The sequence below is a fragment of the Sphingomonas sp. URHD0057 genome (assembly GCF_000620665.1).
GTDB lineage: Bacteria > Pseudomonadota > Alphaproteobacteria > Sphingomonadales > Sphingomonadaceae > Sphingomicrobium.
This window is the reverse complement of record NZ_JIAU01000005.1, coordinates 12,610-36,279: the sequence shown is the minus strand read 5'-3', so window position 1 is coordinate 36,279 and position 23,670 is coordinate 12,610. Positions and strand designations below refer to the sequence as shown.

At 65.1% G+C, this 23,670-nt stretch carries 28 protein-coding genes; 14 read left to right on the top strand and 14 right to left on the bottom strand.

The window, feature by feature from the left end:
- Positions 1 to 22 precede the first annotated feature (22 nt).
- The 3 genes from N539_RS0100270 to N539_RS0100260 all read right to left on the bottom strand — a co-directional run bounded on the left by N539_RS0100270 (position 23) and on the right by N539_RS0100260 (position 3,105).
- Entirely contained in the window at positions 23 to 418 is a 396-nt protein-coding gene (locus N539_RS0100270) for an MAPEG family protein (protein ID WP_028968637.1), read from the bottom strand.
- Positions 419 to 586: 168 nt separating this feature from the next.
- A complete protein-coding gene (gene nadB, locus N539_RS0100265) occupies positions 587 to 2,179 on the bottom strand; it encodes an L-aspartate oxidase (protein ID WP_028968636.1) in 1,593 nt (530 codons plus the stop codon).
- Complete coding sequence (locus N539_RS0100260; protein WP_028968635.1) at positions 2,176 to 3,105, bottom strand: ABC transporter ATP-binding protein; 930 nt, start codon at positions 3,103 to 3,105, stop codon at positions 2,176 to 2,178. Before N539_RS0100260 ends, nadB begins: the two co-directional genes overlap by 4 nt.
- Positions 3,106 to 3,188: 83 nt before the next feature.
- Here N539_RS0100260 and N539_RS0100255 point away from each other — a divergent pair, with 83 nt between their 5' ends.
- Genes N539_RS0100255 through N539_RS14670 form a run of 4 tightly spaced genes read left to right on the top strand, consistent with a single transcriptional unit; the run spans position 3,189 to position 5,900 of the window.
- Positions 3,189 to 3,389 carry a zinc-finger domain-containing protein gene (locus N539_RS0100255; protein WP_028968634.1) on the top strand — a complete coding sequence of 67 codons (201 nt, stop codon included), beginning with the start codon at positions 3,189 to 3,191 and terminating at the stop codon, positions 3,387 to 3,389.
- The gene (gene tldD, locus N539_RS0100250; RefSeq protein WP_028968633.1) at positions 3,386 to 4,807 is read left to right on the top strand and encodes a metalloprotease TldD; all 1,422 of its coding nucleotides are present in this window, start codon (positions 3,386 to 3,388) and stop codon (positions 4,805 to 4,807) included. Before N539_RS0100255 ends, tldD begins: the two co-directional genes overlap by 4 nt.
- 52 nt (positions 4,808 to 4,859) lie before the next feature.
- Complete coding sequence (locus tag N539_RS14675; RefSeq protein WP_051531065.1) at positions 4,860 to 5,561, top strand: winged helix-turn-helix transcriptional regulator; 702 nt, start codon at positions 4,860 to 4,862, stop codon at positions 5,559 to 5,561.
- A gap of 30 nt (positions 5,562 to 5,591) precedes the next feature.
- Positions 5,592 to 5,900 carry an EthD family reductase gene (locus N539_RS14670; RefSeq protein WP_051531063.1) on the top strand — a complete coding sequence of 103 codons (309 nt, stop codon included), beginning with the start codon at positions 5,592 to 5,594 and terminating at the stop codon, positions 5,898 to 5,900.
- On the opposite strand, the gene N539_RS14665 is transcribed toward N539_RS14670, so the two are convergent.
- Positions 5,897 to 6,868, bottom strand: a complete 972-nt coding sequence (locus N539_RS14665; protein WP_037551611.1) for a PLP-dependent cysteine synthase family protein — start codon at positions 6,866 to 6,868, stop codon at positions 5,897 to 5,899. The genes N539_RS14670 and N539_RS14665 overlap by 4 nt on opposite strands.
- 22 nt (positions 6,869 to 6,890) lie before the next feature.
- On the bottom strand, positions 6,891 to 8,831 hold the full coding sequence (locus tag N539_RS14660; protein ID WP_081774105.1) for a TonB-dependent siderophore receptor: 1,941 nt from the start codon (positions 8,829 to 8,831) through the stop codon (positions 6,891 to 6,893).
- Between the two features lie 79 nt (positions 8,832 to 8,910).
- Here N539_RS14660 and N539_RS0100225 point away from each other — a divergent pair, with 79 nt between their 5' ends.
- Together N539_RS0100225 and N539_RS0100220 are read left to right on the top strand one after the other, a co-directional pair.
- Complete coding sequence (locus N539_RS0100225) at positions 8,911 to 9,441, top strand: DUF924 family protein (RefSeq protein WP_051531061.1); 531 nt, start codon at positions 8,911 to 8,913, stop codon at positions 9,439 to 9,441.
- Complete coding sequence (locus N539_RS0100220) at positions 9,438 to 9,656, top strand: putative signal transducing protein (RefSeq protein ID WP_037551609.1); 219 nt, start codon at positions 9,438 to 9,440, stop codon at positions 9,654 to 9,656. Before N539_RS0100225 ends, N539_RS0100220 begins: the two co-directional genes overlap by 4 nt.
- Here N539_RS0100220 and N539_RS0100215 read toward each other — a convergent pair.
- The 5 genes from N539_RS0100215 to N539_RS0100195 all read right to left on the bottom strand — a co-directional run bounded on the left by N539_RS0100215 (position 9,653) and on the right by N539_RS0100195 (position 16,548).
- Complete coding sequence (locus tag N539_RS0100215; protein ID WP_028968630.1) at positions 9,653 to 10,060, bottom strand: TIGR01244 family sulfur transferase; 408 nt, start codon at positions 10,058 to 10,060, stop codon at positions 9,653 to 9,655. The two genes, N539_RS0100220 and N539_RS0100215, sit on opposite strands and share 4 nt — an antisense overlap.
- A 1-nt stretch (position 10,061) precedes the next feature.
- Positions 10,062 to 10,592: a hypothetical protein gene (locus N539_RS0100210; RefSeq protein ID WP_028968629.1), complete on the bottom strand. Its 531-nt coding sequence runs from the start codon at positions 10,590 to 10,592 to the stop codon at positions 10,062 to 10,064.
- A gap of 93 nt (positions 10,593 to 10,685) precedes the next feature.
- Positions 10,686 to 12,911 carry a M3 family metallopeptidase gene (locus N539_RS14655; RefSeq protein ID WP_051531276.1) on the bottom strand — a complete coding sequence of 742 codons (2,226 nt, stop codon included), beginning with the start codon at positions 12,909 to 12,911 and terminating at the stop codon, positions 10,686 to 10,688.
- 68 nt (positions 12,912 to 12,979) lie between these two features.
- On the bottom strand, positions 12,980 to 14,731 hold the full coding sequence (gene recQ, locus N539_RS0100200) for a DNA helicase RecQ (protein ID WP_028968628.1): 1,752 nt from the start codon (positions 14,729 to 14,731) through the stop codon (positions 12,980 to 12,982).
- Positions 14,728 to 16,548, bottom strand: coding sequence for an ABCB family ABC transporter ATP-binding protein/permease (locus tag N539_RS0100195; protein WP_037551605.1), 1,821 nt, complete (start codon positions 16,546 to 16,548; stop codon positions 14,728 to 14,730). The genes recQ and N539_RS0100195 overlap by 4 nt, the downstream gene beginning before the upstream one ends.
- Positions 16,549 to 16,943: 395 nt before the next feature.
- Here N539_RS0100195 and N539_RS19085 point away from each other — a divergent pair, with 395 nt between their 5' ends.
- The 4 genes from N539_RS19085 (at position 16,944) to N539_RS0100165 (ending at position 19,099) form a co-directional block, all read left to right on the top strand.
- Positions 16,944 to 17,075 carry a hypothetical protein gene (locus N539_RS19085; RefSeq protein WP_269319413.1) on the top strand — a complete coding sequence of 44 codons (132 nt, stop codon included), beginning with the start codon at positions 16,944 to 16,946 and terminating at the stop codon, positions 17,073 to 17,075.
- Between the two features lie 5 nt (positions 17,076 to 17,080).
- Positions 17,081 to 17,935 (top strand): glucose 1-dehydrogenase, encoded by an 855-nt coding sequence (locus N539_RS0100180; protein ID WP_028968626.1) that lies wholly within the window; start codon positions 17,081 to 17,083, stop codon positions 17,933 to 17,935.
- A 368-nt stretch (positions 17,936 to 18,303) separates the two neighbouring features.
- Positions 18,304 to 18,489, top strand: coding sequence for a PspC domain-containing protein (locus tag N539_RS0100170; RefSeq protein WP_028968625.1), 186 nt, complete (start codon positions 18,304 to 18,306; stop codon positions 18,487 to 18,489).
- 85 nt (positions 18,490 to 18,574) lie between these two features.
- Positions 18,575 to 19,099: a peroxiredoxin gene (locus N539_RS0100165; protein ID WP_028968624.1), complete on the top strand. Its 525-nt coding sequence runs from the start codon at positions 18,575 to 18,577 to the stop codon at positions 19,097 to 19,099.
- Here the strand turns inward: N539_RS0100165 and N539_RS0100160 are convergent.
- A complete protein-coding gene (locus tag N539_RS0100160; protein WP_051531274.1) occupies positions 19,086 to 19,481 on the bottom strand; it encodes a gamma-glutamylcyclotransferase family protein in 396 nt (131 codons plus the stop codon). The two genes, N539_RS0100165 and N539_RS0100160, sit on opposite strands and share 14 nt — an antisense overlap.
- Before the next feature lie 195 nt (positions 19,482 to 19,676).
- On the opposite strand from N539_RS0100160, the gene N539_RS0100155 reads away from it, so the two are divergent.
- Positions 19,677 to 20,336, top strand: a complete 660-nt coding sequence (locus tag N539_RS0100155) for a hypothetical protein (protein ID WP_156029668.1) — start codon at positions 19,677 to 19,679, stop codon at positions 20,334 to 20,336.
- A gap of 60 nt (positions 20,337 to 20,396) precedes the next feature.
- Here the strand turns inward: N539_RS0100155 and N539_RS14645 are convergent, their stop codons facing one another.
- The 3 genes from N539_RS14645 to N539_RS17465 all read right to left on the bottom strand — a co-directional run bounded on the left by N539_RS14645 (position 20,397) and on the right by N539_RS17465 (position 22,028).
- Positions 20,397 to 21,029 (bottom strand): cytochrome b, encoded by a 633-nt coding sequence (locus tag N539_RS14645; RefSeq protein WP_037551604.1) that lies wholly within the window; start codon positions 21,027 to 21,029, stop codon positions 20,397 to 20,399.
- A gap of 71 nt (positions 21,030 to 21,100) precedes the next feature.
- Entirely contained in the window at positions 21,101 to 21,532 is a 432-nt protein-coding gene (arr, locus tag N539_RS0100145; protein ID WP_028968621.1) for an NAD(+)--rifampin ADP-ribosyltransferase, read from the bottom strand.
- 4 nt (positions 21,533 to 21,536) lie between these two features.
- Positions 21,537 to 22,028: a DUF3833 family protein gene (locus N539_RS17465; RefSeq protein ID WP_051531059.1), complete on the bottom strand. Its 492-nt coding sequence runs from the start codon at positions 22,026 to 22,028 to the stop codon at positions 21,537 to 21,539.
- A 198-nt stretch (positions 22,029 to 22,226) separates the two neighbouring features.
- Between N539_RS17465 and N539_RS19080 the strand changes: the two genes are divergently transcribed.
- From N539_RS19080 to N539_RS0100125, 3 genes are all read left to right on the top strand, one after another.
- Positions 22,227 to 22,355, top strand: coding sequence for a hypothetical protein (locus tag N539_RS19080; RefSeq protein ID WP_269319412.1), 129 nt, complete (start codon positions 22,227 to 22,229; stop codon positions 22,353 to 22,355).
- A gap of 20 nt (positions 22,356 to 22,375) precedes the next feature.
- Positions 22,376 to 22,831, top strand: coding sequence for a YaiI/YqxD family protein (locus N539_RS0100130; protein WP_028968620.1), 456 nt, complete (start codon positions 22,376 to 22,378; stop codon positions 22,829 to 22,831).
- Between the two features lie 74 nt (positions 22,832 to 22,905).
- Positions 22,906 to 23,532, top strand: a complete 627-nt coding sequence (locus N539_RS0100125) for a glycoside hydrolase family 25 protein (RefSeq protein ID WP_028968619.1) — start codon at positions 22,906 to 22,908, stop codon at positions 23,530 to 23,532.
- Positions 23,533 to 23,670: the final 138 nt, after the last annotated feature.

The window sequence follows — 23,670 nt, the reverse complement described above, 5'->3', positions numbered from 1 at the left end:
CCGCCCCTGGTTCGATGAGCATTCAACCCGCAAGTAGCGGATAGATCACCATCACCAGCCCGATCGCGCTGATCGTCCACACCACCGTGCGGATCACCGGCACGCCGACCGCGTAAAGCGGCAGGTACACCACCCGCGCGCCGAGCCAGATCCAGCCGCCGAGCGCGGTCATCGGACTGGTCCGCCCGGCGATGACCACGCCGAGTAGCGCGACGATCGCGATCGGAAACGTCTCCTGGAAATTGGCCTGCGCGCGTATCGTCCGGCCGGTCACCGGGCTCGGCTCGGCCAGCGCCTCGTCGCGCGCGCCGACGTTCCACTTGCGACCATATTGTGCGGTCTTGAACCGCGTCGCGGTGAAGATGTGCACGAACAGCAGCAGCGCACCCAGCGCCAGGATCTTGAGTTCAACGGGCATCGGTCCCTCCTTTTCGTTGCGCGGCGATTATCCTGTCCTACAGCACCCGCTTTGTGATCCAAGCTCGCCGATGAACACATCCGATTCGCGCCCGAAGTTGACGAAGTTGACTCACCCCCCGCCCCCGCTGCCGGCACGACCTCGCCGATGTTTCGGTTTCGCGAATTCCTACGGCACGAGGACCGTGTCTTTCGCCTCCTTCAGCGTCTCGGGATAATCGAGCGTGTAGTGAAGCCCGCGGCTTTCGTGGCGGCTTAGCGCGCTGCGGACGATGAGGTCGGCGACTTCGACCAGGTTCCTGAGCTCGATCAGGTCGGGGGTGACGCGGAAGTGGGCGTAATAGTCCTTCACTTCCTGCCGCAGCATGTCGATGCGGTGCTTGGCGCGCTCCAACCGCTTGGTGGTGCGGACGATCCCCACATAGTTCCACATCATCCGCCGTATCTCGCCCCAGGTCTGGGTGATGACGACTTCCTCGTCGCTGTCGGTGACCCGGCTTTCGTCCCAGCCGCGGATTGCGGGCACGTCGGGCAGTTCGTCCCAGTTGGCCGCGATGTGCGTGGCCGCCGCTTCGCCGAACACCAGGCATTCGAGCAGGCTGTTGGAGGCCAGGCGATTGGCGCCGTGAAGCCCCGATTGGGTCACTTCGCCTGCGGCATAGAGGCCAGGCGCGTCGGTGCGCCCGTCGAGGTCCACCACCACGCCGCCGCAGGTATAATGCTGCGCCGGGACGACCGGGATCGGCTCGGCGGTGATGTCGATGCCGAGGCCGAGCAGCTTCTCGTAGATGGTCGGGAAGTGCGCCTTCACGAACTCGGGCTCGCGGTGCGAAATGTCGAGGTGGACGTAGTCGAGGCCGAGGCGCTTGATCTCATGGTCGATGGCGCGGGCGACGATGTCGCGCGGCGCGAGCTCGGCGCGCTCGTCGAACTGCGGCATGAACCTTTTGCCCGCGCCCTTGACGCCGGGCGGCAGCTTGAGCTGTCCGCCCTCGCCGCGCACCGCCTCGGTGATCAGGAAGTTCTTGACCTCGAGATTGTAGAGGCAGGTCGGGTGGAACTGCATGAACTCCATGTTGGAGATGCGGCATCCGGCGCGCCACGCCATTGCGATGCCGTCCCCGGTCGCGCCGCGCGGCGCGGTCGAATAGAGATAGGCGCGGCCGGCGCCGCCGGTGGCGAGGATGGTCGCGCGCGCGGTCAGCGTTTCGACCCGCTTCTTCTTGCGGCTCCAGGCGTAGAGGCCGTGGACCGCGCCGCTGGTCGAGAAATCCGTGGCATGGCGGCCGGTGATCAGGTCGATCGCCACCATGTCGGGGACCAGCGTGATGTTGGGATGGCGGGCGGCCGCGCCCTCGAGCGCCTGGCTGATCGCCCAGCCGGTGGCGTCGGCGACGTGGACGATGCGGCGGTGGCTGTGCCCGCCTTCGCGGGTCAGGTGCAGCGCGCCATTCTCGGACGCGAAGGCCACGCCCAGTTCGATCAGGTGCCGGATCGCCCGCGGCGCCGCCTCGACGACATGCTCGACGACCTTAATGTCGTTGAGGCCGGCGCCGGCGATCATCGTGTCGTTGACGTGCGCTTCGAAGCTGTCGCCTTCCTCCAGCACCGCGGCGATCCCGCCCTGCGCGCGGGCGCTGGCGCTGTCGCCGAGCGCCCCCTTGGCGATCACCGCCACCTTGTGCGTCTCGGCGAGGTTGAGCGCCGCGGTCAGCCCGGCCGCGCCCGAGCCGACGATGAGGACGTCGGCGGTCGGCTTCATGCCGCCTCTTGCTCGGCCGACACCAGACTCAGGAACACGTCCTCGAGATCGGGATCGCGGGTCGAGACGTCGACGATCGCGAGCCCTTTCGCGGTCAGCGACGCAAGCACCTGTCCGGCGTTGACCTTGTCCTTGCGGAAGGTGATCTCGAGCGTCCGCTCGTCGATCAGCGAAATGCCCTCGAAGGCGGAATTGACCGGCACCTCGGCGATGTCCTTGTCGAAGGTGACGACGACGGCCTTTTCCTGCGCCTTGGCAACCAGCTCGCGCGTCGGCTCGTTGGCGATCACCCGGCCGTGATGGATGATGGCGATGCGGTCGCAAAGCTCCTCGGCCTCCTCGAGGTAATGCGTCGTGAGGACGATCGTGACGCCCTGGGCGTGAAGCTGGCGCACATAATCCCACAGCTGGCGGCGAAGCTCGACGTCGACGCCCGCGGTCGGCTCGTCGAGGACGAGGATCGGGGGCGAATGGACCATTGCCTTGGCGACCAGCAGGCGGCGCTTCATCCCGCCCGACAAAGTGCGGGCATAGGCATTCGCCTTGTCGGTCAAATGCATCGCTGCGAGCAGCCCGTCGCTCTGCCGCTCGGTGGGCGGGATTCCGTACAGCCCCGCCTGGATCTCCAGCGTCTCGCGCGGCGTGAAGAAGGGATCGAAGATGATCTCCTGCGGGACGACGCCGATCGAGCGCTTGGCGTTGCGCGGGTGCTCGTCGATGTCGAAGCCCCAGATGTTCACAGTTCCGCTGGTCTTCACGACCAGTCCGGCGAGGATGTTGATCAGCGTCGACTTGCCCGCGCCATTCGGGCCGAGCAGCCCGAAAATCTGCCCGCGCGGGACGTCGAAGCTGACGTCGTTCAGCGCCTGCTTGCCGCCGGCGTAGGTCTTGCATAGCGATTCGATGCGGATGGCGGCGTCGGTCATTTGGGCGACGGGCATAAGAGCGGCGCTCCGATGCGACAAGCCGAGCGGTTGAAGCGGGGCGGGGCGGTTGCTACCTCCGACTCATGCCAGCCCCACCGCCGCCCGAGATCTACCGCGTCACCAGCACCGCCGTCGCCTGCGACGGTTCGGGCGAAGTCGAGCCGGCGCTTGGCCACCCGCGCGTCTATCTCCGGATTGAGCCCGACACCGGCTTCGTCGAGTGCGGCTATTGCGACCGGCGTTTCGTGCTCATCGGGGGACCGGCGGACAGCCAGGCGGCATGACCACGCCCGATCCGCGCCGCTTTCTCTACCGCAGCCTCGATCCGGATGGCGCGCGAGCGCTTGCGAACAAGCATCTTTCGCCGTGCGACGACGGCGAGCTCTACCTCCAGTACAGCGCGAGCGAGGCGTTCGGGTTCGACGACGGGCGGCTAAAGACGGCCGACTATCACACGTCCTCGGGTTTCGGCCTCAGGGGCGTGACCGGCGAGACCACCGCCTTCGCCCATGCCAACGAGATCAGCGAGGCGGCGATCGAACGCGCCGCGTCGACTCTGAAGCTGCTCGACCCGCGCAAGGCCGAGGCCGCGCTGCCGCCCGCGCGCACCAACCAGGCGATGTACGGCGCCGAAGATCCGCTTGCCCTCGTTCCCTTCGCCAAGAAGGTTGCTTTGTGCGAGAAAATCGACGCGGCGGCGCGTGCCCGCGACCCGCGCATCTGCCAGGTCAGCGTCACGCTCGCCGCCAACTGGAGCGTGATCGACATCGTCCGCGCGGGCGGCTTCATCGCCTCGGACGTGCGCCCGCTGGTGCGGCTCGGAATCAGTATCGTCGCCGAGCAGAACGGCCGCCGCGAGAGCGGCTATTTCGGGCTGGGCGGGCGCTATCTTTACGGCCGGTTGTTCGAGGATGCCGAGTGGAACCGGGCAATCGACATCGCGCTCGGCCAGGCACTGACCAACCTTGAATCGGTCGCGGCGCCGGCGGGCGAGATGCCGGTGGTGCTCGGCCCCGGTTGGCCCGGGGTGCTCCTTCACGAAGCGATCGGCCACGGGCTTGAGGGCGACTTCAACCGCAAGGGCACTTCCGCTTTCTCGGGGCGGCTCGGCGAGCGGGTCGCGGCGCCGGGGGTGACCGTCGTCGACGACGGCGCGATGGACCTGCGCCGCGGGTCGCTGACGATCGACGACGAAGGGACGCCGACGCGCCGCACCACACTGATCGAGGACGGCATTCTCAAGGGCTATCTGCAGGACCGGCTCAACGCGCGCCTGATGGGCATGGAGCCGACCGGCAACGGCCGGCGCGAGAGCTTCGCCCATGCGCCGATGCCGCGCATGACCAACACTTTCATGCTCGCCGGCAAGGACGATCCGGACGACCTCGTCAGTCGCGTCAAGGACGGCATTTTCGCCAAGAGCTTCGGCGGCGGGCAGGTCGACATCACCAGCGGCAAGTTCGTCTTCTCCTGTACCGAAGCCTACCGCATCCGCGGCGGCAAGATCGCCGAACCGATCAAGGGCGCGACGCTGATCGGCGACGGCCCGACCGTCCTGACCCGGGTCACAGGCATCGGCAACGACCTCGCCCTCGACGAGGGCATCGGCGTCTGCGGCAAGGGCGGGCAGAGCGTGCCCGCGGGCGTTGGCCAGCCGACGTTGCTGGTCGACGGGTTGACCGTGGGAGGCACCGCCGCCTGACGGTCCATTTTCTGGACTCCCGGCCAGCCGGCATTAGGACTAGCTTGGTCCGATGTCGGGCGCCGGTCAGTTCTGCGCGGTGGCTCGCTCGCTCGATATCCTCGGCGGGCGCTGGACTCTGCTGATCATCCGCGAGCTGCTGTGCGGCAGCGAGCGATTCAACGATATTCGGCGCGGAGTTCCGCGGATCAGCCGGACGATGCTCTCCGAACGCCTTCAGATGCTCGCCCACGTCGGCGCGATTGCCCGAACCGAGGGCTCAAGTGGGCCGGAATATGTACTGACCTCGGCGGGCATGGAGCTGTTGGGGATAATCGAGGAGCTCGGCCTCTGGGGTCAGCGATGGCTGCCGCGCCAGGCGCATGCCGAGGACCTCGATCTCGAGCCGCTTCTGATCGACATGCGGCGGAGGGTGAATTTCGCTGCGCTCCCGAACGAACCGCTGGTGGTTCGCTTGGAGTTCGACGGCCATCGCCCCAGCTATCTCCTGCTTCGCCAGACGGAAGCGTCGTTGTGCCACCACAATCCGGGTTATCCGGAACTGATCAGCCTCGGCGGCCCCCTCGCAGTCCTTGTGGCGTGGTGGCGCGGCGATTTGGGATTTCGCGAGGCGCAGCGCAGTGGATTGCGGCTCGAGGGTCCGCGACCTCTCGTCCATGCGTTCCCGAGCTGGTTCGACCGATACATGTTTGCCAATGTGGAGCCTGCCGCGGGTCAGGATTCCGTACCGCTGAAGCTGGTCAAGCCGGCGTAATGCTCCTTCGCCAATGGGAGGAGATCAATCATGGCTGCACATCTGCTCATTCTTTATCCGCAACCAACCGACGCTGCGGATTTCGCGAAAGCGTATCGCGACGAGCATCTGCCCTTTGCCGGGCCGCGGCTGACCGGCGCGACCGCCGTTGCCAGCCGCAAGATTATCGGTCCGGGCGAAACGCCGCCGTTCCACTTCCTCAGCGACGTAACCTTCCCGGACATCGACACGCTGCAACGCTGCGCTCAATCGGCGGGCGGGCAGGAGGCTCTTGCTCACGCCGCTTCGATTAGCTCGGGCGGCGCGCCGACGGTGCTCGGGACGGTGGATGCGGACTAGCATTCGTTGGGGTGGCGCGAGATCCGCGCCGCCAACATTCTTCCATAGGTCGCAAGATATTTGAGGCCTGAATCGACCAGCAGGGTGGTCACGGTCCTATCGGGTCCAAGTCGCCGGCCGACACGGATAGCCGCCACAACGTTTGCCCCGGATGAGGTACCGGCAAACAACCCCTCCTCCTCAGTCAGGCGGAGCGCCATCGCATTCGCGTCGGCTGTCGAGACGGAGATCACTTCGTCGACAATGTCGGGATCCCACAGTGGCGGGATATATCCGATGCCGATTCCGTCGATTTTGTGGGCGCCGGTGGGCCCTCCCGAAAGGACAGCAGACTCGCTCGGTTCGACGGCGATGGTCCGGACATTCGGATTGTTCTGCCGCAACACGGCTGCGACACCTTGTAGCGAAGCGCTGGTGCCGATCGCTTGAACGAACGCGTCCACCCGGCCCTTCGCTTGGTTCCATATTTCCTGGCCCATCGGACGATAGCCCGCAATCATGTCCACATTGTTCAGCTGGTCCGTCCAGAATGTGGCCGGCTCTCCGCTTGCCTCTTTGGCGGCGGCGATCATGCTTTCGATCAGAGATTTGGTTATCCGGCCCTCTTCGCTACGGATGATGGTCAGGTCGGCGCCGAAGGCCGCCATTTGCACCAGCTTCTCCTCGCTGAAGGCGTCGGAACTGAACAGGCGCAGTCGATAACCCTTAGCCGCGCAGATCAACGCCAGTGAGGCGCCGGTGCTGCCGCCGGTATATTCGACGACAGTATCGCCACGCTTGAGTCTACCGTCGCGCTCCGCGGCCTCGATCATCGCCTGTGCCATTCGGTCTTTCATGCTGCCGGTTGGATTACGGCCTTCGACCTTGACCAGGATTCGGGCGCAGTCTTTGGGCACCACGCGTCGAAGTTGGACGAGGGGCGTGTTGCCGATCGTATCGAGAATGCTGTGGTTGAGAGAGCGGGTCACTAGAAGCCGTTTTCCACAGTGATTAGAGATCGACGGTCAAATAGCCGAGCAATTGGCGCGAAGCCTTGGGACCAAAGATTCCGGGCCCGAAGGTCGCCACGTCATGATTGTCGAACAGGTTCGTGACCTGAACCCGCAAGGTTGCCGCGTGCTGCGCAAGCCTGAACCCATAATGCATCCCGAGATTCACGTTCAGCCGCGGCGGCAGATAGACGAGGTCGTCGGTTGTCGCGGGCTGTCTGCCGCGATGGGACACGCCGAGATCGAGCTGAAGCCCCTGCAGGAATGACGTCTGCCAATTCGCGTTGAAATTGATGGTGTGGGTCGGAACTCCATATGGCTTCGAGCCGATGTTGCCCGAGGCGTCCGAGTCGGCTTCGACCCGCGGCTTTAAGAGCACTCCGCCAAAGACGATGTTGAGCTTGGGCGTGACCTTCCCGGAAATGGAAAATTCGGCGCCGCGGCTTCGAACCGAGCCGATCTTTTTGAACGCATTGACGGTGTCGAAACCGAAATAGGGCCGCGTTAGATCGAACACGCCGACGACGGCATTGAGGTCTTTGCTGACGCCAATACGGACACCGGCGTCTCTTTGCTGAGTCAGGATCGTTTCCAGGGGCTCGTTGCGGTTGGCGGCGGTGAACGGCGCAATCCCGCTTTCCTCAAGCCCGCGCGCGTAGCCGGCGTAGACGTTGACGGATTTCGATAGAACAATCGCCGCGGTGCCATTGTAGAGCCAGGGATTGGACCGTGCCTTCACTTGGCGGACCGCCGGGATGTCGGTCAGTTTCCGATAGTTTGCTTTCGAGACACCCAGGCTGATTTCTCCGACGCCTTTCCAGCGGCCGTCGTAAGCCACGCCATAGCTCATCTGCTCGACGTGCTGGTGAGTTTGCTCTCCGAATTCAAAAGCCGGTTTGGCAGCAGTCACATTTTCGCCGACCCTCCCAATCCCAAAACTGACCGAATCCGAGCCGCCGAATTCCCGCCGGGCATCGCGCCGTCGAGCGCTGAGGTGAATGAGGTGCAGCCGCGGGCCCTCCGCGATGCTGTGAGTGACCCGCAGCTCACCGCTCAGCGAGTGACTATGGTTTGGCGGATCGGCGATGAGGATCCGCTCGGCCGTCCCGTCCAGTTGCTCGTTGGTGAGCAAATGCGTGTATGCGTGCCGGTTACGGACGCTCGATCGGAAGGCACCGAGACGGGCGACCCAATTCTCGCCGAATGAGACGTTCGTCAAAATGCCCGCGTTGGTGCCAGCGAAGCGATTATCGGCCCAGCGCGGCCCCTCGTCGTGGTGGGGCCGGTCAATCGAGGGGTTGAAGCTTCCGGCAGCAACATAGAGTGTCCCGCTCTCGTCGTCATAATCATTGTACATCGACCAGAACGGCGTGACTTCGATAGCGTCGGTCGGGCGCCAACGCCCGATAATGCTTTCGGCGTGGCTGAAGTTGTCGGTGCCGTTGACGAATACGGTCGTCCCGGCGTTCAGTCCGACGAACAGGCCCAGGCGCCCTGTCAGCGGCAGCGAGCCGTCGACTTCAATGCCCTTGCTGCCATAATCGTCCGCGTTGGCAATGACCGATGCCCCAAGCCTGGATTGTGGCCGACGGAGCGTCTGATCCACGATTCCGCTCGGCGCAACGAACGGATAGCCTTGGGCGGACAGGCCGACCTTGATGCTGGTCGAATCGACCAAACTGCCCTGCAGGCCGAAAACCGGGTCGTAGTAGAGCCCGTCGATGCGAACATTGCCCGCCGCGGTGGGTGAAAAGCCGCGCGCATTGCCGGGACCGTAAATGCCGATCGTTTCCCGGCCGACGCTGAAGCCGAACGCGTCCTCGGCCTGCGTGACGGCGTTGTCGTCCGCCCTGTTCTGCGCTGACGCTTGGGCTCCGCTGCATACGGCCGCGGCTGCGAGAGTTAGTCGCACGAGTTTACCCATCGGCGGAAATCGAGTCATGCCGCCCGCCTATCATTGCGACGAATGCAAACGCGGTCCGTTTTCGCTACCGCGGTGAGGAAGCGAGAAGGTGCGCGAGATGTGGGTGAGCGACATTTTGCAGTTCTGGTTCGGGCTCGATCCCGGGCAATGGTGGAAGGCGGATCCGGCGCTCGACCACATCTGCAAGCAGCGCTTCCTCAAGCTGTGGGTGGAGAAGCGCCAGCTGCCGGTCGATGCCTTCCTCGACGATCCGCTCACCGCGCTCGCCGGCGTCATTCTGTTCGACCAGATGCCGCGCAACATGTTCCGCGGCGCCGCCGACCAGTTCGCGACCGACCATCTGGCGCTGTTAATCGCCAGGGAAGCGGTCGATCACGGGTTTGACGAGCAGCTTGAGCCGCAACAGCGCGGCTTTCTCTACATGCCGTTCCAGCACAGCGAGAATCTTGAAGACCAGAAACGCTCGCTGCTGTTGTTCACTCGGCTCGGCGACGATCATCAACTGGGCTACGCGAAGAAGCATCATGACGTGATCGAGCGATTCGGCCGCTTTCCGCACCGCAACGCGATGCTCGGCCGTGATCCGCGCCCCGCTGAAATCGCGGCCGGCGACGTTTTTCCCTGGTGACCGACCTCGTCGAAGCCGGCCGTTTCAGCTCACGCGTCGAGGCGGATCTCGCGCGTCTGTATCTCGAAAGCGAGGGCGTCGAGGCAATCCTGTTCGACGCCGACATCAATAACGTCTTCGGCTGGTTTTACGTGCTGCTGTTGCCGGTGCGGCTGATGGTGCTGGATGAAGACTTGGGCGACGCACAGCGGTTGCTGCGAGAGTACAAGCCCTAGAGCAGGTGCGCGATTGGTCCGGGGTCGAAGCCGGCGCGGGTCAGCTTCTCCGTCACCTCGTCGGCCGAAGCCCCGCCTTCGCGATGCGCAAGCGCGCACGCCAGGGCCGACCGCGTTCCCGATCGGCAGAAAGCGAGGACCGCGCCGTCGCCGGCCTCGCGCAGCGCCTCGCGCATCGATTCGACGTCTGCGGGCCCGATTCCCCGAACGATCGGCACGAACCGATAAGCGATGCCCGCGGCCTCCGCAGCCGCTTCGATATCGCCGGCGAGCGGCTGCTCGGGATCCTCCCCGTCGGGGCGGTTGTTGACCAGCAGGGTGACGCCGCTCGCGGCCAGCCCGGCGACCTCGTGGGGAGCGACCTGGCCGCTCACCCACGTCCGGTCGTCGAGCTTGTGGATCATTCTACTGGCACTCGATCTGGTCGCCCTCGAGCAACTCAAAATTTGAGAGGTCGATGGCGTCCAGCACATATGGCCAGTGCTCGAAGCCAGGTTTCACGGCCGGAACATCGCAGACATCGGTCGGGACCGATTGCTCGCCGCGACGGATGACTGCGCTATAGCGGAGCGATCTGGCGTAACCGTTTTCAAGCGTGAGCAAAGACTGCATCGCAGTACCGTCTGAATTGGAAACAGTCCGAAACGCAATTCGCAATTGTCCCATCCGAATCTTTGGTGCCGGCGCATCCGTGTGATTGATAGCCAAGGGTGCAACCGTCTTTGCTTCCGGCGGTACAACGATCGCCTGGCCGTCGTGCAAGGCCTCTGTCTCGAAAGCCGACAGAGGAGCAGCTTTTTCGCGGGTTAAGACCGCGAGGCCCTTATCGCCGATCGTGATCGTCAAACTCTCGCCCGCCCTAATGGTCAGCCTGTCGGTGGCGCTATTGGCCGCCGTCGCGACAGCGAAGAACAAAACTGTGGCGTAGCGGAGCATGCTCCGTTTGTGGTGCTCAAACGCGGCGACAAAGCAAGAACTTATTGGAGCGGCTAGGCGGCCAATTCACATGACCTGCGCCTAGCCGTCTACTCAGCGCCCGCGCTCGGTCGGCGTTGGCGCCGCCGCCGGCGCTGACGGCGGCGGAGCCGGGGCCATCGCCGGAGTCGCACCCGCGCCGGTCAGCCCGTAATATTCGAGATACGGATTGATGCTCGGATCGTGCCCGGCCCAGGCGCGGTACATCTCGGCATAATCGAGCGTGTTGCCGCGCGACAGGACCATGTCGCGGAAGCGCTGGCCGTTGGCGCGGGTCAGGCCGCCGTGGGTCTCGAACCAGTTGAACGCGTCCTGGCCGAGCATCCGGGTCCACGGATAGGCGTAATAGCCGGCCGAGTAACCGTTGCTCCAGATGTGGAGGAAGTAGCTCGAGCGGTAGCGGGTCGGCACGTCGGCGACGTCAAAGCCGCTCTTGGCCAAAGCATCCGCCTCGAACTTGTCGACGTCCTGCCGCGCCGCCGTCGCCGGCAGCGAATGCCAGTCGAGGTCCAGCCGCGCCGCTTCGAGCACCTCGCCATTCTCATAGCCCTGGTTGAAGGTGCGGGCGCTCTTGACCTTGGCGACGAGATCGGCCGGAATCACCTGCCCCGTCTGATAGTGGACCGCGTAGTGGGACAGGATCTTCGGATCGAGCGCCCAGTTCTCGTTGAACTGCGACGGGAACTCGACGAAATCGCGCGCGACATTGGTGCCCTGCAGCGTCGGATAGGTCTGCGCGGCAAACATGCCGTGCAGCGCATGGCCGAACTCGTGGAACATCGTCGTCACGTCGTCGAAGCTGATCAGCGCCGGCTGGCCCGCCGCAGGCTTGGTGAAGTTCTCGACGTTGAAGATGACCGGCTTGGTGCCGCGCAGATATGCCTGGTTGACCAGGTTCGACATCCACGCGCCGCCCGACTTGTTGTCGCGCTTCCACGGGTCGATCATGAACAACGCGAGCTGGCTGCCGTCGGCATCATGCACCTCGAACACGCGCATGTCGGGGCTCCACGTCGGAATGTCGTGGCGCTCGGTGAAGGTTAGCCCGTAGAGCTGGTTGGCGGCATAGAAGACGCCGTCGGTCAGCACCTTGTTGAACTCGAAATAGGGCTTCAGCTGGTCGCTATCGAGCGCGTAACGCTGTTTGCGAATCTGCTCGGAGTAGAAGTTCCAGTCGGCCGCCGTCGGGGTGAAGTTGGCGCCTTGGGATTGGGCCAGCGCGCGGATGTCCGCGGCCTCCTGGCGCTGCTTCGCGGCGGTGGCCGGTGCGAGCCGGTCGAGGAAGCCGACCGCGGTCGCGCGGTCCTTCGCCATCTGATCGTAGAGCGTGTAATCGGCCCAGGTCGGGTAGCCGAACAACGCCGCCTTCTTCGCGCGCAGCTGCGCGATCTCGGTGATGATCGCGCGCGTGTCGTTGGCGTCGCCATGCTCGGCGCGGTTGAGGCTCGCATCGAGGAGCTTCTGGCGCGTGTCGTGGCTGGTCAGGGAATCGATCGACGGCTGCTGGGTCGTGTTCTGCAGCGGCAGGACATAGCCCGCGACCTTGCGGTCCTTGGCGGCTTGCTGGGCAGCGGCGAGCTGTTCGGGCGACAGCCCGGCGAGCGCCGCGGCGTCGTTGACGTGGAGCGCTCCGGCCTTGGCAGCGGCAAGCAGCTTCTGGCCGAACTGGCTCTGCAGCGTGCTCAGCCGAGTGTTCATGGTCTTGAGCTGCGCCTGCTTCGCCGGCGACAGTTCCGCCCCCGCGTGAACGAACTGCTTGTAATAGACGTCGAGGAGCTTGGCCTGCTCCGGATTTAGCCCGAGCGACGCCTGGCTGTCGTGCAGTGTCTTGAAGCGGTGATAGAGCTTGGGGTTCAGATAGACGAAGTCGTTGTGCGCGGCGAACAGCGGCGCGGTCTTGGTGTCCGTCGCTTGCAACGTGTCGTTGGTGTTGGCCCCGTTGACTGCGGAGAAAGCGAGGTTGGCGCGCTCGAGCAGCAGCCCGGAGCGCTCCATCGCGACGACCGTGTTGTCGAAGGTCGGCGCCGCCGGGTTGTTGGCGATCGCGGTTACTTCCTGCTTCTGCTGGGCCATGCCGGCGAGCAGCGCGGGCAGATAATCGCTGTCCTTGATCTTCGCGAAATCGGGGGTCTGGAACGCCAGCGCGCTGGTCTGCGCGAATGGATTAGACGCCGGAAGTGTCGCCGACGCAGCGGGCCGGGCCTTGGCGGGGGCGGCGAGCGCGGGCTGAGCCGCAGCGGCGACCGCCAGCGCGGCGGACGCGAGCAGAAGGTTACGCATCATAACATCTTTCCAATATCTCAATCAGTTACGGCCTAATCGAACCCGCCTTGCGCGAGCCTGAATGGTCAGCGGGCGGCAGCGACCGCGGCGAGCATCGCGTCCCCATAGCGAGCAAGCTTGGCCTCGCCAACGCCGTTAACTTGCGCCAACTCGGCAAGGTTCCGGGGCCGCGCGGCGGCGATCTCGCGAAGCGTCGAATCGTGGAAGATGACATAGGCCGGAACGCCGGACTCGGCGGCGAGAGCGCGGCGGGTCTCGCGCAAGGCGTCGAACAGCGGATCGGCGGGGCCGGAATCGCGATCGCGGCGGCGCTTGCGCGGCGGCGGGACGCCAACATGGAGTTCCTGCTCGCCCTTGAGGATGGGCCGCGCGCCAGGGCCGAACGACAGCCCGCCATACGCATCGGCGCGCAGCGCATCGCGGGCGATCAGCGCCCGGGCCACCGGCCGCACCAGCGCGATCTCCTCTGGCGTCGCGATCCCGAACACCGACAGGCGGTGATGGCCGAAGCTGCGCACTTTCTCATTGTCGTTGCCCGCGAGCACGTCGGCGAGGTGTCCGACGCCAAAGCGCATCTCGGTGCGGAAGGCGGCGGAGAGCAGCTTGCGCGCCACCTCGGTCGCGTCGATGGTTTGTGGCTGCTCCAGGCAATTGTCGCAATTGCCGCACCGCTCCGGCGGGTCGTCGCCGAAATGCCTGAGCAGGATCGCGCGGCGGCAGCCGGTCGCCTCGACGAACATCGCCAGCGCGTTCAGCCGCTCGCGCTCGGCCGGGCGGCGCTCGGGTTCCACTTCCTGCTCGATCCGCTGACGAGCGCGCGCGAAGTCCTGCGCGGCCCACAACAACCATGCCTCCGCCGGCTCGCCGTCGCGGCCGGCGCGGCCCGTCTCCTGGTAATACGCCTCGATGCTTTTCGGGATCGCGGCGTGGGCGACCAGCCGCACGTCGGGCTTGTCGATGCCCATGCCGAACGCGACCGTCGCCGCGATCACCATCTCCTCCGAATGGACGAACGCGGCCTGGTTGCGGGCGCGAACCTGCGGCTCGAGCCCGGCATGGTACGGCGCCGCCGGGCGCCCGTCGCGGCCGATCGCCTCGGCGATCTTCTCGGCCTTGTCGCGGCTCGGCGCATAGACGATCGCCGGGCCTGGCTGCGCGGCGAGCAGTTCGCGCAGTTGCTTGCCAGTCTGCTCGCGGTGACGGACGCAATAGCGGATGTTGGGGCGGTCGAACCCGGCGAGGACGAGGCCGTCCTGCGGGATTCCGAGCTGGGTCAAAATGTCGGCGCGGGTTCGCGCATCGGCGGTGGCGGTGAGTGCCAGTCGCGGCACGCCGGCGTGCTGATCGAGCAGGCCCCTGAGCTGGCGATAGTCGGGCCGGAAATCATGGCCCCAGTCGCTCACGCAATGCGCCTCGTCGATGGCGATCAATGACAAGGGAACGCGGTCGATCAATTGTCGGAACGAACCGGTCGTGGCGCGTTCGGGGGCGACGTAGAGCAGGTCGAGCTCGCCGGCGCGAAAGCGCTCGATCGTCCGCTCGCGGTCGGCATCCGCCGAGGTCAGTGACGCAGCGCGGATGCCGATCGTCTCCGCGCTGCGGATCTGGTCGTGCATCAACGCGATCAGTGGCGAGATGACCAACGCGGTCCCGTCGCGGAGGAGCGCGGGAAGCTGGTAGCAGAGCGACTTGCCGGCGCCGGTCGGCATCACTGCCAGCGTATGCTTGCCGGCAAGCACGCGCCCGACGACATCTTGCTGGGCGCCGCGGAAATGATCGAATCCGAAGGTCTGCTTGAGAATCTGCTCTGGAGTCACTCCGCCGCTTCCGCCGTTACCTGCTCCGAGCGTTCGGCAGCCTGCCGAGTCCACAGCTCGGCGTAAAGCCCATCCCTGGCTAGCAGGGTCTCGTGGGTGCCGTGTTCGACGATGCGGCCGTTGTCGAGGACCATGATCTGGTCGGCATCGACGATGGTCGACAGGCGGTGCGCGATCATGATCGTGGTGCGGCTTTCGGCGACCCGGTCGAGGGTTTCCTGGATCGCCTGCTCGGTGCGGCTGTCGAGCGCCGACGTGGCTTCGTCGAGGACCAGGATCGGCGGGTTCTTGAGCAGGGTCCGGGCGATCGCGACCCGCTGCTTCTCGCCGCCCGACAGCTTAAGCCCGCGCTCGCCGACCATCGACTGGTAGTGCTCGGGAAGGACCTGGATGAAGCGGTCGATTGCGGCGCCGGCCGCCGCGTGCTCGACCTCCTGCTGCGAAGCGCCGTCGCGCCCGTAGGCGATGTTGTAGCCGATGGTCTCGTTGAACAGCACGGTGTCCTGCGGGACGATGCCGATCGCCGCGCGAAGGCTCGTCTGGGTGACGTCGGCGATGTCCTGGCCGTCGATCAGGATGCGGCCCGCGGTCGGATCGTAGAAGCGGTAGAGCAGACGGGCGATGGTCGACTTGCCGGCGCCCGACGGCCCAACGATGGCGCAGCTCGTGCCCGCGGGGATGTCGAGGTCGAGGCCCTGCAGGATGTCGCGGCCGTCCTCATAGCCGAAGCGGATGCCCTCGAAGCGGACCTGTCCGCTGACGATGCGCAGGGCCGGGGCGTTCGGCTTGTCGGTCACTTCCGATGGCGTGTCGAGCAGGTTCCACATCGCTTCCATGTCGATCAGGCCCTGACGGATCGAGCGGTAGACCCAGCCGAGCATGTCGAGCGGTCGGAACAGCTGCATCAGCATGGTGTTGATGAAGACCACGTCGCCAGGCGTGAAGCGGCCCTTGCTCCAGCCCCAGACGGTGAAGATCATCGCGCCGGCCATCATCAGGTTGGTGATCAGGGCCTGGCCGATGTTGAGCCAGGCGAGGCTGACTTCGTTGCGGATGGTTGCGTTGGCGAAAGCGCCAATCGCCTCGTCGTAGCGCTTCGCCTCGCGTTCCTCGGCGCCGAAATATTTGACGGTTTCGTAGTTGAGCAGCGAGTCGACGGCGCGCCCGATGGCTTTGTTGTCGACCTCGTTCATCTGACGCTGGAGCGCCGCGCGCCATTCCGTCACGCGGCGGGTGAAGCCGATGTAGAACGCCATCATGGCGAGGGTCGCGGCGACCAGGCCGAAACCGAACTTGACGAAGAAGATGATGCACGCCGCGGTCAGCTCGATCAGCGTCGGGCCGATGTTGAACAGCAGGAAATAGAGCATCATGTCGATGCTCTTGGTCCCGCGCTCGACAATCTTGCTCAGCGAGCCGGTGCGGCGCTCGAGGTGGAAGCGCAGCGACAGGTCATGGATGTGGCGGAAGACTTGCCCGGCCAGCCGGCGCGCGGCGTTCTGGCCGACCTTCTCGAACAAGGCATTGCGCAGATTGTCCGAGAGGACGCCGGCGAAGCGCGCAGTCGCATAGCCTGCGACCAGCGCGGCGACGACGCCGAACGGCACCGCATGGCTCGACATGCGGTCGATCACCGCTTTGTAGGCAAACGGCATCAGCAGCACCGCGGCCTTGCCGGCGAGCACCAGCACCACCGCCGCGACGACGCGAAGCTTGAGCTCGGCCTCGCCCTTCGGCCACAACATCGGCAGGAAGCGCCACAGCGCGCCGAAGCCGCCGCTCGGTTTCTGCAATTCGTGGGAGGGGGTGGTGGCCATTCGTGACTAGGTAGGTTCCCTCACGCCGCGGAGCAAACGATCGCGGCGAAATCACTGGAACCGCTGACAAAATCAATTGTTCTAAGAGGCCAGGCAACAGGAAGTTAAAATGGGCGCGGGCTATTTCGTAATTGCAATATTGGGCTGCGCCGACGGCGGTTCGCAATGTTCGCAGGTTGCGACGTTGGGGGCGCATTATTCAAGCGCCGAGCAATGCTCAGCGGCGACGGGCGCGGCGCTTGAAGCGAATACGAATTTCGACTTCCCCACTCTGGTTGCACGCTGCAGGCCGGGAAGCGCGACCTCCGCGGACGCTGGCGCCGAGCGGCCGATCCCCGCAGGCGCTCGCCGCGGCTGAACGGAACTACGCCAAGGCGCGGCGGGTTTCTGATTTCATGAAGACCACCGAGACCACGCCCAAGGTGCCACGCGGACACCGCGGCAAGAAAGCGTCGAAGAACGAAGTACACCAAGCGACTTCGAAAGACTTCGAGCGTGAGGGCATGGGCGTCGCGCCGAAGGAGTAAGCGCAATGTCTGACGTCATGGAGCCGATGATCCACGAGGACGGCTTGCCGGGCCATGAAAGCCGGCTCGAGCCCAAGCCCGACTGGGAGCCGCGCTACCCTGGATCGGGACGTCTCGACGGGAAGATCGCGCTGGTCACCGGCGGCGACAGCGGCATCGGGCGTGCGGTTGCCGCGCTGTTCGCGCGCGAGGGCGCCGACGTCGCGATCGTCTATCTGTGCGAGCATGACGATGCCGCGAAGACGAGGGAGATCGTCGAGACGGAAGGACGCCGCGCCATCACCATAGCGGGGGACATCGGCAACAAGGCATTCTGCGAGAAAGCGGTGAAGCAGACCGTCGACCAGCTCGGCGGCCTCGACATCCTCGTCAACAACGCCGGCGAGCAGCACCCCGACAAGGACATCACCGATATCACCGAGGAGCAGCTGCGGCGGACCTTCCAGACCAACATCTTCGGGATGTTCTTTATGAGCCAAGCGGCGGCGCCGCATCTCAAGCAAGGGTCGGCGATCATCAATTGTACGTCGGAGACGATGTATGCCGGCTCGCCGGAGCTCCTGGACTACAGTTCAACCAAGGGTGCGATCACCGCGTTCACGCGCTCGTTGGCCCTGAACCTGGTCAAGAAGGACATTCGCGTGAACGCCGTCGCGCCGGGGCCGATTTGGACTCCGCTCAATCCGTCGGGGGGTCAGCGGCCGGAGAAGATCCCGGAGTTCGGCAAGGACACGCCGATGGGCCGCCCCGGCCAGCCGAACGAAGTCGCGCCGTCCTTCCTGTTCCTGGCCTGCGAAGATGCGAGCTACATGACGGGGCAAGTGCTGCACCCCGACGGCGGCGACACCACGTCGAGTTGACCGGAAACGAACTACATTTGTAGCGCGTGTCCATTTCCGGACAAGCGTGCAAGCGACCAAGACGTCCGGGATTGGGATTTTTCCCCAACAAACAGCATGAAATGCGCCGGTGTTCGGGTAGCACAGCGCAAGCATCACTGAAAAACAACGGCTTTTTCAATTTGGCACGATCCCTGCAGTGTATACGGCATGGACCCGATGGTCGGGTTCGCTACGACAAAAGGGATTGTGAACATGTTCGCTTCTTTCATTTCCGCTCGTGAGACCGCCACCGTTCTCGCCGGTGCGCTCGTTTCCGCGCTCCTGCTCGTTTCGGCCGCCACGTCGCTGCCGATCGCCTGAACCCTCAATCCCAAGGAAAACTTGAAATGAACGGACGTTTCCTGATCAACCGGCGCGACGCCAAGGTCATGGGCGTCGCCGCCGGGCTCGCCGACTATACCGGCGTTGATCCGCTATTGATCCGCCTCGGCTTCGTTGGCCTGACCCTGATCACCGGCCCGCTCATGGTCCTGTTCTACGTGCTCATCGGCTGGCTGGCGCCTCAGCACTAAGCTCGCCAGCCGGTGAACCGGACGAGCATCCCCTCGCACTCATCGGGGACGCGCGCTAAGGATTGCGCGTCAAGGAGAGTCGACGATGCGCAAGCTTCTCGCGGGACTGATCGCCGCAGCCTTCGCCGTTCCGGCCCAGGCCGCACTTCCGGTGGGCGCCAAAGCCCCCGATTTCACCACCACGGGAGCGGTTGGCGGCAAGGAATTCAGGCTCCATCTCGCCCAGCAGCTGCACAAGGGTCCGGTCGTCCTCTATTTCTTCCCCAAGGCGTTCACGTCCGGCTGCACCGCCGAGGCTCACGCCTTCAGCGAATCGATCGGCGATTTCAAGAAAGCCGGCGCGCAGGTGATCGGCATGTCGGCCGACAATGTCGCGACGTTGAAGGACTTCTCGGTCAAGGAATGCCGCAGCGCCTTCCCGGTCGCCACAGCGACCCCGGCGACGCAGAAGGCGTATGACGTGGCGTGGGCTGCGCATCCCGGCATCACCACGCGAACATCCTACGTGATCGCCAAGGGCGGCAAGATCGTCATGGTCCACGACGACCTCGACTTCAGCCAGCACGTCGCCAAGACCCTGGCTGCGGTGCAACGCCTCAAGGGCCGGTAGCCGCCCCGACGTACACCCACGCCGTACGGCCCGACTCGAGCCGCGTTTCGACGCGCCCGTAGGCATCAACTTCATAAGCGTCGGTCGCGTCCAGCTCCGCCTGGCTCAGGCGGAATACCATCCCGGCGACGCGGTCGGCGACATCATCGGTCGCGACGGCGATCGAATGCACCGCTTTTCCGCTCAACCGAACCACTTCAAGGTCGCTGATTTCGAGAGGCTGGAGGCGATAACCGGGCAGAGCGTCCGCCTGGCCCTCGAGCAATCGCCCGTAAGTCGCGCGTTGAACCGCCGGCAGCTGCAGCGTCCCGTAGGAGAAAAGCGCGACCTCCTCGCTCACGCCTGGTCTGCGGGCCGGGCTCGCTGCGATGTCGCCAACCATGCTCGTCCATTCGCCGACATGCCGGCAAACAGCAAGCCGCCGAGACATCTTTCCGTCGCGATGCACGGCCTCGTGGATGCGGCCAATGCGGGAACGATTCGCGCCCGCGAGAAAACGGATCGACCCGTCCACCTGAGACTTCCATTAGCCGATAATCCGGCGACTTGCGCCTTGTACGGCCGTTGTTTGGGCATGATGACCAACCACAAAACGCTATATGCACGAGCAGGCGCTGCCGCGATTGCCGCGTCAGTCGCCTTGTCCCCAACCCTGGCGGCGGGGCCGAAGCCCGTCGTCGACCTTTCCGCCAGCCCCGCGCTCAGCGGGAAAGCCGATGCCGCCGCGCCGGCGGCGCAATCCGCGAAACCAAAGGCGAACCCGTTCAACGGTCCGTTCGACGAGCGGACGCTCAAGTTCGGCGGCGGCGCCTTGGCGGTGATTGCCCTTGGTGGCGCGGCAATCGTGATGAACCGCCGCAAGCGTCGCCGCGAGGACGAAGGGGCATGGCAATATGAGTCGCCCGAGCCTGCCCCGGACGAATCGGCGAGCGAAGACATCCCCTCGCCGCCAGTGGCGGAGGCGCAGCCGACCGTCGCGGCCGAAGCGTCCGCCTTCTCGTGGGGCAACGAGCAGGCTTCGAACAGCGCCAAGCCGGGCGAGACCTGGGTCGAGCGCGCCATGCACGGTCCGACTTCGGACAATCCATCGCAGTCGCTGAGGAAGCGGCTCAAGCGCGCCGCCTTCTTCGACAAGCGCGATCGCGAGGTCGCGGCCGGTGAAGCGCGCGCGGTGGAAGGCGACGCCGGACTTCCGGAGAATATGGACGAACCGGAGCGCCAGTCCGAAGCGGCGTAACCAAAGCATTCAACTCGCAAGGAGGAAGGCGCCGCTCGGGGAACCGGGCGGCGTCTCCGGTCAAAGTCGAGTCGCGTCAATCTCGGCGGCCGAACCTTGGGCGATGACCGCGCGCTCCCCGTCCCGAGCCCGGAACGGAGGCATTCGATAGGCAACGCCCGTTTTTGTGCCGAACTGCTCGTAGAGCGCGGCGCCGATGTGGATGACGAGCAAGGCAATCGTCGACCACACCAGGAACACGTGGACGTCGCCCGAAATCTCGCCGGTCGCCTCGTTGATCCCGGGCACCACCGGCAAGGGGATGTTGCCGACCAGCGGCGTGAACCAGCCGGAGCTGTGGCCCGACACCGCGATCAGCCCGGTCAGCGGCAGGACGATCAGCAGAGTATAGAGAAGGCGGTGGCTCCAGACCGCCGCGGTACGGCGCCAGTGCGGCATTTCGGGGGGATAGGGCGGCGCCGGGTTGGCCAAGCGGTAGCCGAGCCGGACCAGGGTTAGCAACAGGATCGTCGCGCCGACCGTCTTGTGCCAGGTGAAATACTCCATCCGCGCCGGGCCACGCGGCATGTCGGCGAAGGTGAAGCCGAGCCAGACCTGGGTCAGCAGCAGGACGACGATGGTCCAGTGCAGCGTCACCGCCACGTTGGAATAACGCAGCGGCGCGCGCGACGCAGCTTGGGACACGGTGGCCATTCAATCCTCCATCCGTCGGTTCGAAGCGAACCCAACGTCACGGGCGCACGAAAGTCTCCGAAATGTTGGTTTCAGTCCTCGATGATCTCCGCGGCCCCGTTGGCATTCAGCTTGGCGAGATTGTCGCGCATTTCCTGGAGGCGTTCGGGCGAATGTTCGACCCAGTCGTCGACCTCGCCGGTGATTCGCAAGGGATGCTGGCTGCGATAGGAGGCGGTGACGTTGCCGGGGAATTTCTTGTCGGTGAGGTTGGGGTCGTCCTCGAACGGGCCGGTCGGCTCGACGATGTAAATGCGTCCGCGCGCGCCTTCCTGTCCTTTTGGGCCCCTGGCCAGCTCGGCGCCCCAGGTGGCGGCCTCCAGCGTCGCGCTGAAATAGATGTGCTTGAGCTCGCGCTCGACGAAATTGCTACCAAAGCCCGGACGGATCAGTTCGCCGACGGCAAGGTCGGCCTTGGTGCCGTGATAGAAGGTTGTGTTCGGTGGGACGTCTGCTGCGTACATCGTCTCAGATCTTGCGGATCGTGCCCTCGGTGGTCGCGACGGTGATGCCCATGCGCTTGACCTTCATGATGTTGCGGGCCGAGCGGCCGTCGGGCTGGGGCGTCAGGATCTGCTCGGCGCGCATGTTGCCTTTCATCGTGAAGCGGAAGCGATAGCGATTGCCGATCCGCTCGATCGCGACCGGCCCTACGGCTTCCGTCATGCTGGCGACGAAGCGATCCGGGCCCGCGCGGCGGACGCGCCAGCGCCGCTCGTGCGACGGCTTGCCTTCGTCCTCGACGCGCTGGACCAGCGTCAGGGTCCCGTCCGGCTCGATCCGGCCGGCGCCGATGCTGCGCGTCCGGTACGGCTTGTGGAACATGACCTTGACCGTGCCCTGCGTTTCCGTGCGGCCTTCGAAGAAGTGCAGCGGATCGACCTGCCGCTCCTCTGCCGAGGCAAGCGGAGCGACGAGGATAGAACCGGCGGCGGCGAGCGCATGGCGAAGGGCGGGCATCAGCGGCGCTTAACGACAGGTCATCGGATTGGTTGCGCCTTCGCGGATGCAGGTGTGGCGCTACTTCGCCGGAGCCGGCGCATCCTGCAACCTTATCCAAGGTAAGGCCAGCCTCGCCTGACCGTTTGAGTGTCGCCGCCATCAGGCTATGACTGCCGTGAGGTGGCGCATCCGCCGCGTCGCAGCAGGAGATCAGCCGTGGCCAAGGGACAGCAGAAAAAGAGCAAGGAAGCGCGCAAGCCCAAGAAGGCGAAGGTGAAGACCATCGCCGCCAACCCGTCACAAAAAGGCGGCGCGCGCGGGCTGGAGAACCTGAAGAACAGCTGAGAGCGCCGAAACAGGGAATCGTGACGAGCGCCGTCAAGATCCTGGTCGACGCCGACGCCTGCCCGGTGAAGGACGAGGTGTACAAGGTCGCGTGGCGGCGCGAGGTGCCCGTCACGGTCGTCAGCAACAGCCACATGCGCGTACCCGATCATCCGCTGATCCAGCGGGTGGTGGTATCCGACAAATTCGACGCCGCCGACGACTGGATCGCGGAAGCGATGGACGCGAAGACGGTGGTGATCACCGGCGACATCCTCCTCGCCGACCGCTGCCTCAAGAAGGGCGCGACGGTCATCGGCCCCAACGGGAAGCCGTTCACTGCCGCGTCGATCGGCGGCGCGATCGCAACGCGGGCGATCATGGCCGATTTGCGCTCGGGGGCCGGAGTGACCGGCGGCCCGGCGCCGTTCGCCAAGGCGGACCGCTCGCGGTTCCTGCAAGTGCTGGACGAAGCAATGGTGCGGTTGGGGAAGTGAAGTCCGACATTGGGCGAAGCGATTGAATCAGCATAAAAGGGGCACGCCGAATCGCCCGGTCCGGGGAGATTCCCATGACGATCAATGCAGTCATCGACATTTCGCACCACAACGGCACTCGTCTCGATTTTGCCAAGGCGAAGGCGGACGGCATCCTGGGAGTCATCCACAAAGCGTCACAGGGGCAAGCCAATATCGATCCTATGTACCGGACGAACCGCACGCGGGCTCGTGCCGCCGGCTTGCTGTGGGGCGCGTATCATTTCGCGACCGGCTCCGACGGCGTGAAGCAGGCTATCCAATTCCTCACCGCCGTCGGCGATCCGACCGACACGCTGCTGGTGCTCGACTTCGAGCCGAACCCCTCGGGACCGTCGATGTCGCTCGAGGAGGCGCGGGCGTTCAATACCCACGTGTTCGAGCAGACCGGCCAATGGCCCGGTCTCTACGCGGGTCATTATCTCAAGGAAAAGCTTGGCGCGGGGAGTGATTCGGTGCTCGCGAAAAGCTGGTTGTGGATCGCCCAATATGGCCCGACGGCAGTCGTGCCGCCAAACTGGCCGACCTGGACGATGTGGCAATATACGGATGGCGCCGTCGGCCCGCAGCCGCATACGGTCAAGGGCATCGGCAGGTGCGATCGCGACAAATTCAACGGCAGCGAGACGCAATTGAGGAGGTTGTGGGGCGCCGTGGCCTGAGCGCGGCGGGATGACCGGCGGGCCGGCGCCGTTCGCCAGGGCCGACCGGCCGCGGTTCCTGTAGGCGCTGGATGCGGCGCTGGTGCGGATGGGGAAGAGCTGAGCCCAAAAACGCGCCCAATGCCGGCAATCTGAACG